This is a genomic window from Bacillus sp. D386 (genome assembly GCF_006346415.1).
In genome coordinates, this window is record NZ_VEMV01000001.1 from 251,969 (window position 1) to 268,302 (window position 16,334).

The 16,334-nt window shown below is 37.0% G+C and carries 16 protein-coding genes; 4 read left to right on the forward strand and 12 right to left on the reverse strand.

The window, feature by feature from the left end; all coding sequences use genetic code 11:
• Window positions 1–341 precede the first annotated feature (341 nt).
• Window positions 342–1,052, forward strand: coding sequence for a DsbA family oxidoreductase (locus FHY45_RS01210; RefSeq protein ID WP_066100201.1), 711 nt, complete (start codon window positions 342–344; stop codon window positions 1,050–1,052).
• A 130-nt stretch (window positions 1,053–1,182) separates the two neighbouring features.
• Here the strand turns inward: FHY45_RS01210 and FHY45_RS01215 are convergent, their stop codons facing one another.
• The 6 genes from FHY45_RS01215 to FHY45_RS20735 all read right to left on the reverse strand — a co-directional run bounded on the left by FHY45_RS01215 (window position 1,183) and on the right by FHY45_RS20735 (window position 4,605).
• Window positions 1,183–1,851 carry an EAL domain-containing protein gene (locus FHY45_RS01215; protein ID WP_077247933.1) on the reverse strand — a complete coding sequence of 223 codons (669 nt, stop codon included), beginning with the start codon at window positions 1,849–1,851 and terminating at the stop codon, window positions 1,183–1,185.
• 104 nt (window positions 1,852–1,955) lie between these two features.
• Entirely contained in the window at window positions 1,956–2,609 is a 654-nt protein-coding gene (locus FHY45_RS01220; protein WP_066100207.1) for a response regulator, read from the reverse strand.
• A 234-nt stretch (window positions 2,610–2,843) separates the two neighbouring features.
• On the reverse strand, window positions 2,844–3,227 hold the full coding sequence (locus FHY45_RS01225; RefSeq protein ID WP_139891203.1) for a hypothetical protein: 384 nt from the start codon (window positions 3,225–3,227) through the stop codon (window positions 2,844–2,846).
• A gap of 304 nt (window positions 3,228–3,531) precedes the next feature.
• On the reverse strand, window positions 3,532–3,849 hold the full coding sequence (locus tag FHY45_RS01230; RefSeq protein ID WP_066100214.1) for a hypothetical protein: 318 nt from the start codon (window positions 3,847–3,849) through the stop codon (window positions 3,532–3,534).
• Window positions 3,850–4,027: 178 nt separating this feature from the next.
• The gene (locus FHY45_RS20730) at window positions 4,028–4,390 is read right to left on the reverse strand and encodes a hypothetical protein (RefSeq protein WP_257468940.1); all 363 of its coding nucleotides are present in this window, start codon (window positions 4,388–4,390) and stop codon (window positions 4,028–4,030) included.
• Between the two features lie 44 nt (window positions 4,391–4,434).
• On the reverse strand, window positions 4,435–4,605 hold the full coding sequence (locus FHY45_RS20735) for a hypothetical protein (protein WP_225983674.1): 171 nt from the start codon (window positions 4,603–4,605) through the stop codon (window positions 4,435–4,437).
• Between the two features lie 485 nt (window positions 4,606–5,090).
• On the opposite strand from FHY45_RS20735, the gene FHY45_RS01240 reads away from it, so the two are divergent.
• Together FHY45_RS01240 and FHY45_RS01245 are read left to right on the forward strand one after the other, a co-directional pair.
• The gene (locus tag FHY45_RS01240) at window positions 5,091–5,606 is read left to right on the forward strand and encodes a LemA family protein (protein ID WP_180349931.1); all 516 of its coding nucleotides are present in this window, start codon (window positions 5,091–5,093) and stop codon (window positions 5,604–5,606) included.
• Entirely contained in the window at window positions 5,606–6,367 is a 762-nt protein-coding gene (locus tag FHY45_RS01245; RefSeq protein WP_066102243.1) for a TPM domain-containing protein, read from the forward strand. Before FHY45_RS01240 ends, FHY45_RS01245 begins: the two co-directional genes overlap by 1 nt.
• Window positions 6,368–6,530: 163 nt before the next feature.
• On the opposite strand, the gene FHY45_RS01250 is transcribed toward FHY45_RS01245, so the two are convergent.
• The 3 genes from FHY45_RS01250 to FHY45_RS01260 are packed head-to-tail and all read right to left on the reverse strand — an operon-like array spanning window position 6,531 to window position 11,328.
• Window positions 6,531–8,339: an ABC transporter substrate-binding protein gene (locus FHY45_RS01250; RefSeq protein ID WP_373925451.1), complete on the reverse strand. Its 1,809-nt coding sequence runs from the start codon at window positions 8,337–8,339 to the stop codon at window positions 6,531–6,533.
• A gap of 47 nt (window positions 8,340–8,386) precedes the next feature.
• The gene (locus FHY45_RS01255; RefSeq protein WP_139891205.1) at window positions 8,387–9,862 is read right to left on the reverse strand and encodes an ABC transporter permease; all 1,476 of its coding nucleotides are present in this window, start codon (window positions 9,860–9,862) and stop codon (window positions 8,387–8,389) included.
• A gap of 14 nt (window positions 9,863–9,876) precedes the next feature.
• Window positions 9,877–11,328, reverse strand: a complete 1,452-nt coding sequence (locus FHY45_RS01260; RefSeq protein ID WP_373925463.1) for an ABC transporter permease — start codon at window positions 11,326–11,328, stop codon at window positions 9,877–9,879.
• 202 nt (window positions 11,329–11,530) lie between these two features.
• On the opposite strand from FHY45_RS01260, the gene FHY45_RS01265 reads away from it, so the two are divergent.
• On the forward strand, window positions 11,531–13,255 hold the full coding sequence (locus FHY45_RS01265) for an ABC transporter ATP-binding protein (RefSeq protein WP_139891206.1): 1,725 nt from the start codon (window positions 11,531–11,533) through the stop codon (window positions 13,253–13,255).
• Window positions 13,256–13,485: 230 nt separating this feature from the next.
• Here the strand turns inward: FHY45_RS01265 and FHY45_RS01270 are convergent, their stop codons facing one another.
• The 3 genes from FHY45_RS01270 to FHY45_RS01280 form a co-directional block, all read right to left on the reverse strand.
• The gene (locus tag FHY45_RS01270; protein ID WP_066100226.1) at window positions 13,486–14,475 is read right to left on the reverse strand and encodes a Gfo/Idh/MocA family protein; all 990 of its coding nucleotides are present in this window, start codon (window positions 14,473–14,475) and stop codon (window positions 13,486–13,488) included.
• Between the two features lie 74 nt (window positions 14,476–14,549).
• Window positions 14,550–15,761, reverse strand: coding sequence for a phospholipase D-like domain-containing protein (locus FHY45_RS01275; protein WP_180349911.1), 1,212 nt, complete (start codon window positions 15,759–15,761; stop codon window positions 14,550–14,552).
• Window positions 15,762–15,900: 139 nt separating this feature from the next.
• Window positions 15,901–16,332, reverse strand: a complete 432-nt coding sequence (locus tag FHY45_RS01280; RefSeq protein ID WP_066100229.1) for a YlbF/YmcA family competence regulator — start codon at window positions 16,330–16,332, stop codon at window positions 15,901–15,903.
• Between the last annotated feature and the right edge of the window lie 2 nt (window positions 16,333–16,334).

Genomic DNA, 16,334 nt, shown 5'->3' on the forward strand with positions numbered 1-16,334 from the left:
AAAGTGACATATCTCTTTCGCTTTTTAAAAAGGATTATTCCATTGTTGTAAAAGTCATTATAATCAAATAAAATAACTGTATTTATCAGGATTCCTTTGTAAATCCAATGCAGTATTCCTTTGTTCAAAAGCGGAAAATTTAATTAGTCCAGATACTCTGGTTGCAGCATTCATATATATATCAACATGTATAATATGTATCTAAGGCAAACTACATAGAGCAATTAAACTCCGAACTGTTACCCGATAAGACACACACCTGCAAGCATGTATATTGTCTTGCCCTATTTGAAAATGTATACTTTGAACATACAACCAGATAGACCAGGGAGGCTTGAAAAATGAGAGTTGATATATGGTTCGATTATGCTTGTCCTTTCTGTTATATAGGGAAACGGCGATTAGAAGCCGCCATAGCTGAATTCATATACAAAGATCAGATAGAAGTACATTTTCACAGCTATCAACTGCAGCCTGATGCTCCAAAGAAATCAAATTCAAATATTCATGAGCTTATTGCTGCTAAATATGGCACTACAGTTGACCATGCCAGAAAAATGAATGAACATATATCTGAACAGGCCCGCGAAGAAGGGATTATATTTCGCTTTGATTCAATGATTCCTACAAATACAACAGATGCTCACCGTCTTACCCACTATGCTAAGGAGTATGGGAAAAGCGAGGAGATGACTGAACGAATACTTAAAGCTTATTTTTCTGAATCACTGCATATAGGAGACCGCGCAACCCTTCTGAAACTTACAAATGAAATAGGACTTCCCGGACATGAAGTACTAGATGTACTTAACACGGAGCAATATAAACAACAAGTAAATGAGGATATACAAATAGCCGAACAAATAGGAGTTAAGGGAGTCCCTTTATTCGTATTCAATAATAAATATGCCATCTCCGGAGCCCAAAGCACTGAAACACTTAAAGAAGTGCTTCAGGATGTATGGGAAGAAGAATATGATATGGCATTAATGACCGCTTCAAACAAACAACATGTAAATGAATTTTGCACAGATGATGGATGCTTCGATTAAAATTGAATAAAACGCGAGAAGGCAATAGATCCTAATAGCCTTGCTCGCGTTTTTTATTTTTGGATAGATACTTTCCCTCAACTAAAAAGCCTCTTGTTCTATGCATAAGAACAAGGACCTAATTTACTAGTTAATTAGCGATTCTCCTAAGCTTTGTTTTTAGTTCATGTGCAGGCACAGGTTCTGAATATAAATAACCTTGGACTTCGTCACAGCGGATACTTTTTAGAAATGCCATCTGCTTATCCGTCTCCACACCTTCAGCGATTACTTTCAAATTTAGAGAATGTGACATCGAAATAATAGCAGAAATGATTTTACTATTACTTTCGAAATCATCAACAAAGCTTTTATCAATCTTTAAAGTGTCAACAGCCAATTGATTTAAATAACTAAATGAACTATATCCGGTTCCAAAATCGTCAATACTGACTTGTATCCCCATTTGACGGAGCTGTTGTAATAAATGATTATTTTCCTGTTTATCATGCATCATGATAGTTTCGATCACTTCAATACCAATTTCTTTCCCGGTTAACCCATATTCTTTTAATGCTTCTGCAAAAAATTCAACAAAGTCCTCCTGTGAAAAATGAATAACAGATATATTTATTGAAATAAGTTGAATATATATCCCTTCCCTTTTCCATACCTTAATTTGCTGGAATACTTGGCGGATAATTAACCTTTCAAGCGGTACAATAAGTTTGGCCTCTTCAGCTATCTTGATGAATACAGCCGGCGACATGAATCCATAGGTATAATAATGACTAAACAAAGATAGCTCACCTCTTTTCATTTCTAGCAGCCTAATCAATAATTTAGTGAGTATTAAAAAGAATCCCACTCTATTTATCGACCATTCTTGGGTGAAGTTCAATCGACTATTTCATTCCTATTTATTTAATTCACTAAAGAATATATATAAGCCATCAATTCTGAACGGTTATTTACTTTAAACTTTCTGTATAGCTGACTTACATAATTCTTAACTGTACCATTAGATAAGAATAAATAGTGGGCTATTTGTTCATTTGTATGCCCTTCTGACAACAGTTTAATAATGTCATGTTCCCGATCGTTCAGGTTAATTCCCTGTTTCTCCAGTTTAATTGGTATTGGCGATGATGGTTCATTTTGTAAATACATAATTAAATTCTTTTGAATAATAGAGGGCAGTACGATATGCCCATTCACGCATTGCCTAATTGAATAAAGAAGATGCTTCGTTTCCACATTTTTTAAAATATACCCGGTTGTTCCCTTTTTGATACTATCGATGATTTCATCTTCATTTGTATCCGCTGCAAGCATGATTACTTGACTAGAAGGATAGGCATTTTTAATGATTGCTAAGGCTTCATTCCCTCCATTTGGAGGAAGATTGCTATCAAGGAGTATTACATCTGGTTTTTGCTCAGACATCATTTTTATAAGACTATCAGTATCTCCAGCACAACCTGTCATTTCAAAGTCATGTTCATCCTTCAAAATCATAAATAATCCATCACGAATAATGGCCTGACTCTCTCCTATAAGAATATTTATTTTACTCATACATTCCACATCACTTCTTACCCTTCGTTACTGGATTATTGAAAAGTTTTATACACTTTACCTATTTGTAATTTTTGGTAAAACAAGTCTATAGTCCTAGTATAATAACAAGTTTTGTCGAAGTATATACTTTTTTCCTAAGTATTCCTAGTATTGTAAAATAAACTAAGAGCCTCATTCCCTAAAAAGGAAATGAGGCTCTTATAAAGATCAGAAAAATAATATGATTAGTTATTAATAGATGGATTTACGCTGTGGTATGTATCTATGAAGTATATGGATTCCTCCAAAGTTTCTTTTTTTAGATGATCTCATATACTCAGCATATAAAGTTTGGGCACGTTCTGAATAATATTCCCGATAATCTTCATGCAATTCCGCATTAATATAATTCATAATTTTTATGTACTGTCTCTTTATCCTTTTTGCATCTTTAGATAATTGAATCATCTTCTCAAATTCCATCAGATAACCTTGAACCAAAAGTACATTCCCGGCTACATTTAATAAAACATCAAGTTTTTGATCCGGATTATCCATATAGGGTACCTGTGTACTTATCCTGCTTCTATTTTTATGTAAACTCTTTTCGTGTGAATGAATCAACAAATCTTTCATCCTCCCTGCTTTAGAGTTTTTCCAATTCCATAATACCAAATATTCTGACTAATTTATATTTTTAGTATAAATCGTTACCTACGGATATGAAAAGATGCCCAAAGTCATTTTAATATTTAAGGAAGATAAGCCCTTTTACTTATTTATCTAACTAATAATCATGAAATTTTTATCCTTCTAGAAGAATATCTGTGGGCAGCTGTATTATTACATTGCTATAAATTTAATTCATTATTGCACGTGCTATAATATATTTTTGTTATTTATTATCCAGTCGGTGCTTATCATATCTATTTATATCCAATTATTCAGCTGATTTATCCAATTGTTTCTTAATTTGCTTAAGCATCTCTTTAAATACCTTTACATCGTTTTTCGGAATATCCTCTTCCCCATAACGAGATCTTTCATATATTTCGCTTAATTGACGATTCAGCTCATCATTATTTAAATGAATCCGGTTCAGCCAATCACGGAATAATTCTCCAAACTTTCTTTTATGTATACCCTTCATATCCCTTTCAAATTTATAAACTAGCATTCTGATCGGTATATTTGAAGGAGGATTATGCTGAGCTCTATTGTCTTTATTTCGTTTTATTTGTCCCAGCCTCTTTAACATTAACTATTTATCTACCTTACGTTGTGATTATATGTTTGTTTTTGTTTGTTTACCGGGATACATGATGCAATAAAGATGATAACAGCCAACCCATATGCCATATGTAGGCAATGCCCTCTGAAGTCTCCTGATTACGAATTCCAATCGCATTGTATGCCCAAACAAAGACAAAGGGATATCAATAATTCGATTCCTTAAATTTAAAGATAATCGCCAGTCCTGTACCAACCACAAGCATAATAGCTGTCCATATCTCACCGGATAAACCAAAGCCGTCCCACCCATATTCTTTCAATACATAAGCTACATTAACAATTGTCGCAACACTAATCCATCCAAGATTGATTGAAAATGGTGCGATGTCTAATAAGCCAGGATTGCTATTTTTCATTCGCCTATACAAGATGATCAAACTGATTAAATAGGTAAACATAACAGCAAGACTAGCTATGAAATATTCATAATGCCAGGTCAGGATCCACGTACAGTTCAATAGCCCGCTTAACATAAATATAATGCTAGTATTTGTATAAACAGGCAATCCTCGACGCTCCCCTGGATACTGTCGAATAATCCATATACCTATTAAAATATTAAAGACCAGATAGAAAATGCGTAACCTGCACGTGTGATTAATACATCAATTCGATTTGATATTTCTCCTGTCGTCTGACCGTTGATTGGCAGCAAGTTAGCCAAAGCATTAATAACCACAATTAAGATAAAGACAAGAGTATTTAACTCCCGTCTAATCATAAACAACCCCTTCCAAGAATAAGATAGTCAATATATTCCTCAATTCACAACCCTTTAACCATTTAATACAATAGCCAGGTTATCACCTAGAACTTGGAGAATAGTTCAACAAAACTCTTCCTATACTGTTTAGATAATAAATGGCCGACAGTACTCTGTCGCATTTTATTCAATTGGCTTCAACTTGCTTGCAAATTATTATCTGATTTAGACTGACCTCTCTTTAACATTTCTCTTTACTATACTAACCTGACAATTTGGCAAGAATATTAATTAAAACATTCTTTTTATTAGGTAAACCCCATTATAATTAGGAAATGAAGCCTTTCAACTAAGATTGCTTTTTTATATTTAGGGGTATGATGATTAATGAAACTTTTTCACCCATCAAACGTTATATAGTGTAAGAAAGGAGTGCAAAAATATTGAAAAGAGGATCAATCATATTACTTGCTGGGGTTGTGGTTATTGGCATTATAATCGCTATGTTTGCTTCGAGTTATAATGGCTTTGTGAACGCAGAAGAGAATGTCGATAAAGCTTATTCCCAGATCGACAACCAATTACAAAGAAGGATGGACTTAATTCCTAATTTAGTTAATACCGTTAAAGGGTATGCCGAGCATGAAGAAGCCGTTATAAATGATGTCTCAACTGCTCGTGCAAATCTTGCCGGTGCTAATACACCGCAGGAACAAGCAACGGCCAATGATGAACTTACAGGTGCATTAAATCGACTATTAGTTGTTGTTGAAAACTATCCTGATCTGAAGGCCAATCAAAGTTTCCAGCAATTAATGGATGAACTGGCCGGTACTGAAAATCGGATTGCTGTAGCAAGACAGGATTATAATACGGAAGTATCCACTTATAATAAAAAAGTGAAGCAATTTCCCGGTGCCTTGATTGCCGGATTATTTAATTTTGATAGCAAGGAATATTTTAAAGCTGCTGATGGCGCAGAGCAGGCACCGACAGTAGATTTTAATGGAACTGAATGATGTTTAAAAGAATTCTCCACTCAATGGCGACTTTCTTATTCTTATTGGTCAGCTTGATTGGAAGTCCAGTGTCCGCAGCTGTTCCCAAACCACAAGGGGATATTTACGTTCAGGATTTCGCCAATCTATTAGATGACAGTGAGAAACAACAGTTGATTCAGTTAGGTCGTACATTGGAAGATCAAACAAAAGCCCAAATTGCTGTGTTAACCGTAAATACTTTAGATAATCAAACACCTGAAGAATACGCACTGGATGCCTTCCGTACATATGAGCTAGGTGATAAGGAACTTAATAATGGTGTCCTTTTATTAATAGCGAATAAGGATAGAAAAGCCCGTATTGAAGTTGGATACGGTCTTGAAGGGGCATTGCCTGATGGAAAGGTTGGCAGAATATTGGACACGTATACTATTCCATATATGCAATCTAACCAACCTAACGAGGCTGTCATCAATACGTATAAGGAATTATTTAATGTCGTCTCTCAGGAATATCAACTAAATGAATCAACCGATTCGAAAGCTTATGTCTCCGAAGTAAATAATGAAGGCGGTATGGCGACCTGGAAAAAACTATTAATAGGAGCTGCACTTGTTACATTTATCATTATTGATATGACTTTCTTTGGTGGTACATTTACTTATATGCTTCTTCACATTCTGTCTGCATTTTCAAGGAACGGCGGAGGTCGTGGAGGTGGAAATCGCGGCGGCGGTGGCGGTTCATCTGGCGGCGGCGGGGCTTCGAGAGGCTGGTAAATTATAAATACCTATAACTAATCAATACCATAATTGAACCCGGCGATAGAAAATCAGTTTGTTTTCCTTTCCCAGTTTCGTATTTTGTATATACAGAATATATTCTTAATCAGTCATACTGAACAAAAAAGAATCCTTTTCGGGATTCTTTTTTTGTTTCTATTTACTTTTCAGAGCGATAGGCTTCTAAAGCTTTTTTGACTTTTTCAGCATCAGGGGATAATTCGTTACCTGTATCAACAAGCGGGCTGACGGTTGAAATAGCCTTTGCTTTATCGCCTTTATAGAATTGAATGAACTCATCCTGATTAATGGAATAAAGAACTGCCTTTCTTAAGTTCTCACTTTGTGCAACATCACGATTTTTCGTGTTAAATAACAAGTAAGAAACGGCATTACTCTGGATGCTTTGTAGTTTCATCTTGCTGTCTTCCTTAAGAATATCAAACTTTGTTTCTGGTACACCGGATAGCATGTCGATTTCACTGCTTCGTAGTGCACTAAATGCGCTATCAGGGTCTTTGATAAATCGTACGGAAACTCTATTAATATATGGTTCGTATTCTCCCCCTTCCATATAAGCAGGGTTCTTTTGGAATACAGCTTCATAGTCATTTTTGTACAGCATTATATAAGGTCCGCTTGTATATAACGTGTTATTATATTGGCTGCCCTCGGTTACCGTACTTTGATCTCCATAAGGGATATCTTTCTTGACATCGAAAGAAGCTACATCATAAGTATTGATGCTTTCAACTTGTTTTTTCGAAACAATTCCTGCAGATTGGTGGGCCAGATAATTCAACACCTGTGGGAATGGCTCAGTTGTTGTCATTTTTACGACTTGATACATCCCATTTTTTTGATCGGCATCCTCTTTTACTTTGACTAGTCCCGTTATTTCACTTTCCAGATCTTTATTAAGAGCGTCCTTTACGGTGCCTTTCTCATTGGAAAGCTTCACTGATTCAAGGCTCGCCACGTCCTCAACGATTTCTACTTTCTTGATATGCTCATGCAAGCTGTATGTTCTGTGGTCCGGTACGGAATCTTTGTCTTTCGCACGATTCAAGGAAAATATGACATCTTCTGCTCCGACTCTTTCACCTGAGTCAACTGCCTTTTTATTTTCTACTTTAGCAAACCGAATGTCATTTCTGAGTACAAAATAATATTCCGTATTTCCTTCAGCAATGGCATGATTCAACGATAAGGATGCATCCGAGGTGATTTTATCATCGTCAGTCAAATTCACCAAACGTATATACATATTCGTATTCAATTGGTTGATGGAACCATCATTCCCTTTGATTGGATCAAGAGAAGTTAGCGTAGACATCGACTGTGTCAATTTCAAAGGTTCCTTATCACGCTTTGTAGTATCGGCAAAATCAATTGAATCCCACGCCAAGGCCCGCGACTTCGACAAACGTACGGATTTTTCCTTTAATATATCTGTATTAACCGCTTGATTTTTGTTGGATATATACAAAGGAGCAATATAAGCCTTTTCAAATACAAGGTGGTCTTCTAACTCTTTGTAGGTTCCTTTATATTCTTCTGGAGTTTGAGTAGATGCTTTATTAATCAATTTATCCAATTTAGGATCTGATATAATGCTATAATCCCCTCCTGTTATAAACAACGATCGCACCGCATAATCCGGATTACCCGTAACTGTGGTCCAACTCGACATAGACACATCGAAATTGCCTGCATCTTCCTGTGCTTTAAAGCTTCCGAAATCCGGTTGAAGATTCAATTTGACTTCAAATCCATTTTTCGTAAGTTGATCACGAAGAATATTTACATCTGACTCGTTGGCACTCGTACTCAATATTTCAATCTCAATAGCTTCCTTTTTTTCACCATCATTAACTTTATTACTTACATCATCTTTTGTTTGGACTGTGCATGCGCTAAGAACCAATAAGAATACAAGCAATAACGGCATAAATCCTTTTATCTTCAAAATAACTCCCCCAAATGATTCATATTTGATAAAGCTTCTTTTCATAATCAGGATGATCGATCAAGCTTAGGATCAAGTGCATCCCTCAGACCATCCCCAAGAAAATTGAATGACAACACAAGCAAAACGATTGCTACTCCAGGAAAAATAGCAAGATAAGGATTAGATTCCAAGTAGGCGCTTCCAATTCGCAAAATATTTCCCCATTCTGGTATATGTGGTTCAACCCCAAGTCCAAGATAACTTAAGCTGCTTGTCGATATGACAGCTGCACCTATTGTTAAAGTGGATTTCACGATCATAGGAGCCATGGAGTTAGGGATGATATGTTTGAAAATGATGGCACGATCCTTTACTCCAAGAGCCCTCGAAGCCTCTACAAATTCATAATTAGAAACCTGGAGCACATTAGCGCGCATCGTCCTGGCATATGTAGGAATAGCCCCTACGCTTAAGGCGATAATCAAATTAACAGTATTAGCTCCAAAGGCAGCAATGATTGTAATCGCCAGCAAAATACCTGGGATAGCATATAAAATATCTAAAAGCCGCATGATGATATTATCAGTATGTCTGCCATAATAGCCTGAGATGGCACCTAGGAATCCTCCGATCAATACAGGAATAAGGGTAGCCAGGAAACCAACAATGAGTGATATTCTAGCACCGAATACAAGCCTGGAAAAAACGTCCCTGCCGAAATTATCCGTACCGAATGGATAAACGAGACTCGGAGATTGCAAGATTGCTCCGTAATTATTTTCGATTGCAAGACTCATTTCAAAAGTAAACATACTGCACACTGAAATCATGAACAGAAAGATGATAAAAAACAAACTCAGCATCGCTGCAAAATGCTTTGATAACCTTTCCCATATTGATTCCCACTCTGTCTTAACACCATACTGCAGATTTCTAGCCCTTAGTAGGATCGTTATTCCAAACACTAGAGAAAACAGATTTCCGGTAAGGGTGCTCAACAGAAAGAAAATAGCGACAACGATGGATGCCTTCTTATGCAGTCTCCCTTTCAGGAGCAACAAAACACCTAACAGATGGAACAATGTTATCGCAATCAAGGTAGCCATTCCTGTCATAAAACTGTTTGACACATACGGTTTAAACAAATTAAGGGCAGAAACACCTATTACAAAGCAATCAACCAATAGCATATAAATTCCAAGAGAGTAATAGAAATTTTTCTTCTTTTTAATCAAGATCAACGCAGCTGCTGTCAAAAAGACATTCCCGCTGAATAGACTTGCCAGTTGAATAATCCCCAACCTCCTGGTAATAATCGAAATATCTCCTTTTTCCAGTAAGTCTATTTTCATTCTCCTCAGCAAAATGCCCTGTATGGCAGTAAAGCAGGTATAAATCCCAAACATCCATAAGAAAAATCCTCTACTTTCCATACTTTTGAAATCATAGACATTTAGCAGAAAAATGATTGTAAGTATCAAAGAAATACCTAAAGCGAACTTCGCCTGTCTATATTCCTGTGAAGCTTTTAAACTATTCATTTCATACACCTGCTTTAGTATTGTTTCATCTTATGCCGAATCCGCGGATCAAAGAATGCATACAAGATATCGATGAACATATTAACAATAGAAATGATAATGGCTGTATAGATGACAGCGCCCATTACTGCCGGCACATCCGGTATAAATTGTTTATCGACAATATAACTGCCCAGACCGCTGATATTAAACACTTTTTCTGTGACTGCTGCCCCTCCGAGCATTCCTCCAAATTGTAGTCCTATCACCGTAATAATTGGGATAAGAGCATTTGGTACTGCATGTCTCATGACAACTCTTTTTCCACTTAAACCTTTTGCCCTTGCCGTCAACATATAATCTTCATGTATGACTTCAAGTGTCGATGACCTGGTCATTCTGGCAACTGCAGCTGTCAGTCCTGTTCCAAGTACCACGACAGGCATGATTAGCGAAAGCCAATTGTTAGCACGATACGTTGCAGGTAGCCATTCTAAATGAACCGAGAAGCCCAATATGAAGATCAGCCCTTGCCAGAAACTCGGAATTGATAGTCCAAGCAAGGCAATTAACATAAAAGAATGATCAAAGATTGTATTCCTTCTGATAGCCGAAATGATTCCGGTTGGTAATGCGACCAGTACTGCGAGCAATAAAGAAAAGACGGCGATCGTCAATGTAATTGGAAACTTACGCATAATGGAAGATATCACGTCTTCATTTCCAGCAAAAGAACTACCTAGATCAAAAGTGAAGATTCCGATTATGGTGTCTCGTAATTGAATAAAGTAGGGCTGATCCAATCCATGCAAAGTATTGAATGCGGCAATCTGCTCCTTCGTTGCCGTTTCTCCCAATATGTTAGCAGCAGGATTGAACGGTGAAATATACAAAATCGTAAAGACAAGTATACTTACACCCAAAACAACGAAAATAGTCATGATTAAACGTTCCATCACGTATTTTACATAAGGGTAACTAAAGATAAACATCAATATGTACATAAAAAAACCAGCAATGAAGGAAATGAAGAAGAACCACCTTTCGCGGAGCAATACAGAAAATACATCCTCGAACTGCATCTTCCCTTTCCACGGTTCACTATCATCGCGAGTCGAAGAGACCATTAACTCTGATATATAGACATTTAATCGATGCTCGGCAAGTTGGGTTGCTTTTTGCTCAATCTCCTTATCGTCTACTTTCTTGTCAAAGAAATCCCGCTTTTTTCTAAGCTGATCCTGATAGTCCTTCTTAAAAGCAGTGAAATGGCCAGAATCGATAAGGGATTGCTTTAGCTCTGCTTCTGCAGCTGTATAACTACCTTTGTTTCTTTTGAAAAGATAATAAAACATAACAATTAAAAAGAGCGGAGCCCCCAAAATCAGGAGGAAACTTTTATATGCAGAGTTAGCCATCATTTTCCTAAAAATTTGATCTATCCTCTGTACAAAAGAATGGTTCCCCTTCCACTCCTGCTCATTAATCAATAATATCCCCTCCTTTTTTCCTTCAGCGTTTAGCCGAATACATATAATCATTCGTATAAACAAAAGATTTAAGAATAATTGCACTTTTCCGAGTGGTATAGTATATTTTATTTTAGCAATTGGTAAAAGTCAACAGTACGAGGAAATATATCCATTAGTCTTTTTTGGACCAATATGATGATTTGGCAGGTGTCTTTTGATGAATTCATTATTGCAAGTGCAACACTTATCGGTATCTTTTGAACAAGAAGAACAGGAATTTCAAGCTGTACAAAATATCAGCTTTTCACTTAATAAAGGAGAAACCTTAGGAATTGTCGGTGAATCAGGCAGTGGTAAAAGCGTCACTGCACGTTCAATCATGCAGCTGTTACCAGTGAGCGCCAGACGAAAGAACGGAACGGTTCTCTTTAACGGAAAAGATATTGGGAAATACTCAGAAAAAGAAATGGAGGTCATTCGTGGACGCGATATCGGAATGATATTCCAAGATCCAATGACATCTTTGAATCCGACCATGAAAATCGGAGATCAGATTGCAGAAGGATTAATAAAACACGAAAATCTATCCGATAAACAAGCCAAAAACCAAGCGCTCGATATGTTGGAATTGGTCGGTATTAAGGACAGCGAAATTCGCTATGAACAGTATCCTCATGAATTTTCTGGGGGAATGAGACAGCGGGTAATGATTGCAATAGCATTGGCATGCCGACCGTCTTTGCTAATAGCAGATGAACCTACAACTGCTCTTGACGTCACCATTCAGGCGCAAATCCTTAATCTAATGAAGAAGATGCAAGAAAAGTTCGGAACTTCAATCATTTTAATCACGCATGACTTTGGTGTAGTAGCTGGAATGTGCGACCGAGTAGCCGTCATGCAAAACGGGGAAATTGTAGAGACTGGTTCGACAGAGAAAATCTTTACCTCACCCACTCACCCTTATACAAAGAAGTTACTTCATGCACTTCCGAAACTAAATGAAAAGAAGAAATTGAAACCGGTACCTAATATAATCAGAAATACTGAAGATGTCCCGTTGCTGGAAGTGCGCAATCTTAAGCAATACTTCGATATTGGCAAAGGCAATACAATAAAAGCAGTAGATGATATTTCTTTCAGTATTAAAGCTGGGGAAACATTAGGAATCGTCGGCGAATCAGGAAGCGGTAAATCCACTACCGGACGCTCAATCCTTCAATTACATACCCCTACCGGAGGGGATATTCTTTTTAAAGGTATGGCGCTAAACGACTTTTCTCCTAATGAAATGCTCATCATGCGGCGTCATATGCAAATGATCTTTCAAGATCCTTATGCTTCTCTCAATCCAAGGATGCGGGTATTGGATATCATAGGTGAAGCACTGGATGTCCATCATCTCGCCACCAATAAATCAAATCGAAAGAAACGGGTTGAGACTTTGCTTGATATGGTTGGTTTGGATCTTGCATTCGCGATGAGATATCCGCATGAATTCTCTGGAGGGCAAAGACAACGAATCGGTATCGCCAGGGCATTAGCAGTCGACCCTGCCTTCATCGTGTGTGACGAGCCATTATCAGCCCTCGATGTCTCCATCCAAGCACAGATCGTTGAATTGATGGAAGATTTGCAACAACGGCTCGGTCTCACCTACCTGTTCATCGCTCATGATCTTTCCATGGTTAAACACATTAGCGATAGGGTAGCCGTCATGTATAAAGGAAAAATAGTAGAGTTGGCCGAAAGTGAAGAATTATATTCTAACCCTCAGCATGATTACACAAAATCGTTATTGGCCTCGATCCCTATCCCGGATCCAAAGATTGAAACACAAAAAAGAAAAAATGATGGATCAATTAAAACAGAGAAAAGAGAGTATAATGTTGAAAACACAAAACTAGTGGAAGTGTCTGCCGGACACTGGGTTGCCATTTAGCCTTAATCATTGGTTTGAAAACTTAAAGAGGCATCCAAGATCCTGAATGCCTCTTTCCACTTCTTTGTTTTTTACATAACCAGCTCTTCCACAACTGGATACACAAACTGGAAATTTTGCTCGTCTGGCAGTATATAGTAAGTATAATCAATGTTGATCTGTCTAAACTCTTCTTTCATATACTCACAGAAAAAACTTATGTTTCGCACTTAACAGACCTCAATTAAAAGTTACAACTTAACAATACTTTGATCTTTGATTGATTTATAACAAGCTTCAATTATTTTCATATTTTGCACGGTATCCAATGGCGTATATGCTGGGGTTTGATCGTTAAGTATACATTCTGCAAAATGATCCACTTGCATCATATATTGATCACACATAATCACTTCTTTTCGGGTCTCCCCTCCGCTTTTAACCAATAATTCCCCTTGATGTCCAACAAGATCTGGACGATAAGCATTTCTGCATATAATCTCTCCTAGAGTGCCAACCACGCGGTATTCATTTCGATTAGTCATTTCAAAACTGCAATCAAACATCGCTCGCACACCATTATCCATCGTCATATGCGCTGTGGTAGTTAAGTCTACATCATAAGGATTATTCAGATCTGCAAAGCCCATTATTTCTATTGGTTCAGCTCCTAAAATATGCCTGATAGCATGGATATTATAACAGCCAACGTCATATAGGGCCCCTCCCCCTTTTTCCGAAGATAAACGAATATTATCCTCATCATCACTTAATAAAAACGAATGACTGGCATACATATACTTTACCTCGCCTATTTCTCCCGTTTTAATAATATCTTTTACACGTTTATGTTGGGCATGAAATTGGTACATGAACGCTTCCATCATTTTCACACCATAACGCTCACACGCATTCATCATTTCAATTGTTTCTGCCTCTGTCAAAGCAGCTGGCTTCTCAACCAACACATGTTTACCAGCTTTTGCTGCTTCCATTGTCCATTTTGCATGCAAATGATTTGGTAATGGAATATAAACAGCTTGTATTTCAGGATCCGCTAATAATTCTTCGTATGAATCATATGTCCTCGGAATCTCCAAGCTTGCAGCCACATCTTTAGCCTTTTGACTTTGGCTGGCAATCGCTGTTGCCTCTCCATGGACAGAACGTTTAATGGCGGGAATCACTTGAGTTTGCCCAATATCTGCCGTACTTAAAATACCCCATTTTATTTTTGGCATTCTTATTTCTCCTTTCCAAAGTCCTAAAAAAAAACGGATCATTACAATGATCCGTTTCTTAGAAGTTACTTCTATTATAGATAATAATGTACGTATTTGGCAATTTTCATCAGTATTTTATCTTTCATTTTAAGGTTATCAAAATAATCTAATTTAATTTCCTTTGAATCCCCGAGATCTACATCTAATTGTTTTTGAACCGTTTGACTAAATGGTGATGATTTCATAAATAAAGTCATTTCATCATTCAACCTAAATGAACGTGAATCGATGTTGACTGTTCCAATCATTAATCTTTCATGATCTACCAGGACAACCTTCCCATGGAAAATTCCTTTATCATATTGGTATACCTTCATTCCGTTTTCGAGTGCTTCTCTGACAAAAGGATACGCAGCCTGGGTTAACATTAATCCATCTGAATGTTTGGGCCACATGATGATAACCTCCACATCACGTTTTCTTGCCCGTTTTAAAGCATCCATAAAATCACGATTATCTGGAATAAAATAGGGGGTCGCAATGATAATTTGTTTTTTTGCCGCATCGAATTCTTGAATAAAATCCTCAACCAAGCCAAATCCACTTGAATATACCTTCAAATAATGATTGGTTTCTCCTTTTTCCAAGTCAACCTTATGTATGGGTGCAGAGTTACCTGTATTTACCTTCCAATCCTCGCAAAATTGTTGTTCAAAGTCCTGAACACCCTCACCTGTCATACGGATCTGATAATCATGCCATGTATTCTTTGTATATTTTTGTGCTACATTAAGTCCGCCTGTGTATCCGATTTTCCCATCTATCACAGCTATTCGACGATGATTTCTATGCTGGATGGAGTACCAAATATGAGGAAAATGAGGATCATTGCTATAGGTTATATGCACCCCTGCTTTTCTCAGTTCATCAAACCAATCATTCTTACCCTTTAAAGAGCCTGCTCGGTCTACCGAATAATAAACTTCGACTCCTTGATTCGCCTTTTTCTTCAATAAATCGAAAAATGCTTCGCTTGCTTCACCGCTACCAATTGAAAAATAATGAATATACACATATTCCTTAGCCTCTAAAATATCTTTTGAAAACTGAGGATAAAAAGTTTTCCAATCCGTGTACAATCCAAAATTACTGTTACGAATTGGATAGGTATGAGGTTGGCTACCTGCTTCCGCCGCTTCTCTTCCCGCTTTAATATCATAATTCACCCATACTAAAAGCAAGCCTATAAAGGTACTAAACAGTAAAAGACCGTTAATGAAATATATAATTATTTTTTTCAGCATCCTGACTGTCCTTTGAATGGAAGACAAATTACATCTTCCTTTTTGCTTAGTATGTGTAAATGAATCCATATTATTAAATAAGTAAAAAAGCCACACATCACACCTTTTTAATAAAGGAGTAATGTATGGCTTTCTAAAATTAGCAGCTATGGCTGTGAGAATTATTTTTTACTTTTGAGCCAGTTTCCCCACGTAACAAATCACCATTAGTTGCTTTAATGATTTCATCTGTCACTGTATTTGAGATGACATTAGCTACCATCTGCAGAAGATCATTAACTTCCATCTGCGATTGTTTGAATTCCTGGACAATCGGAATTTCATCCAATTCACGTTCTACCTTCGCTAATTTTTCCTCTGTCTTTTTAAAGGCTTCTGTCTTTCCATAATGTTGGAAGTTGACCGATTGCTTTTGTAACCCCTTGATTACTGACATTAACTCAGCTACATTTTTATTTTCATTGATTTGTGCTTCCGCTCGTTTAAAGAAATCAACTTCATTAGTCGTTGAGATCATTTTAGCCAAGTCTTTTGCTTTGTCAATAATTTGTTCTTTCGTGTAGTTCCCCATTT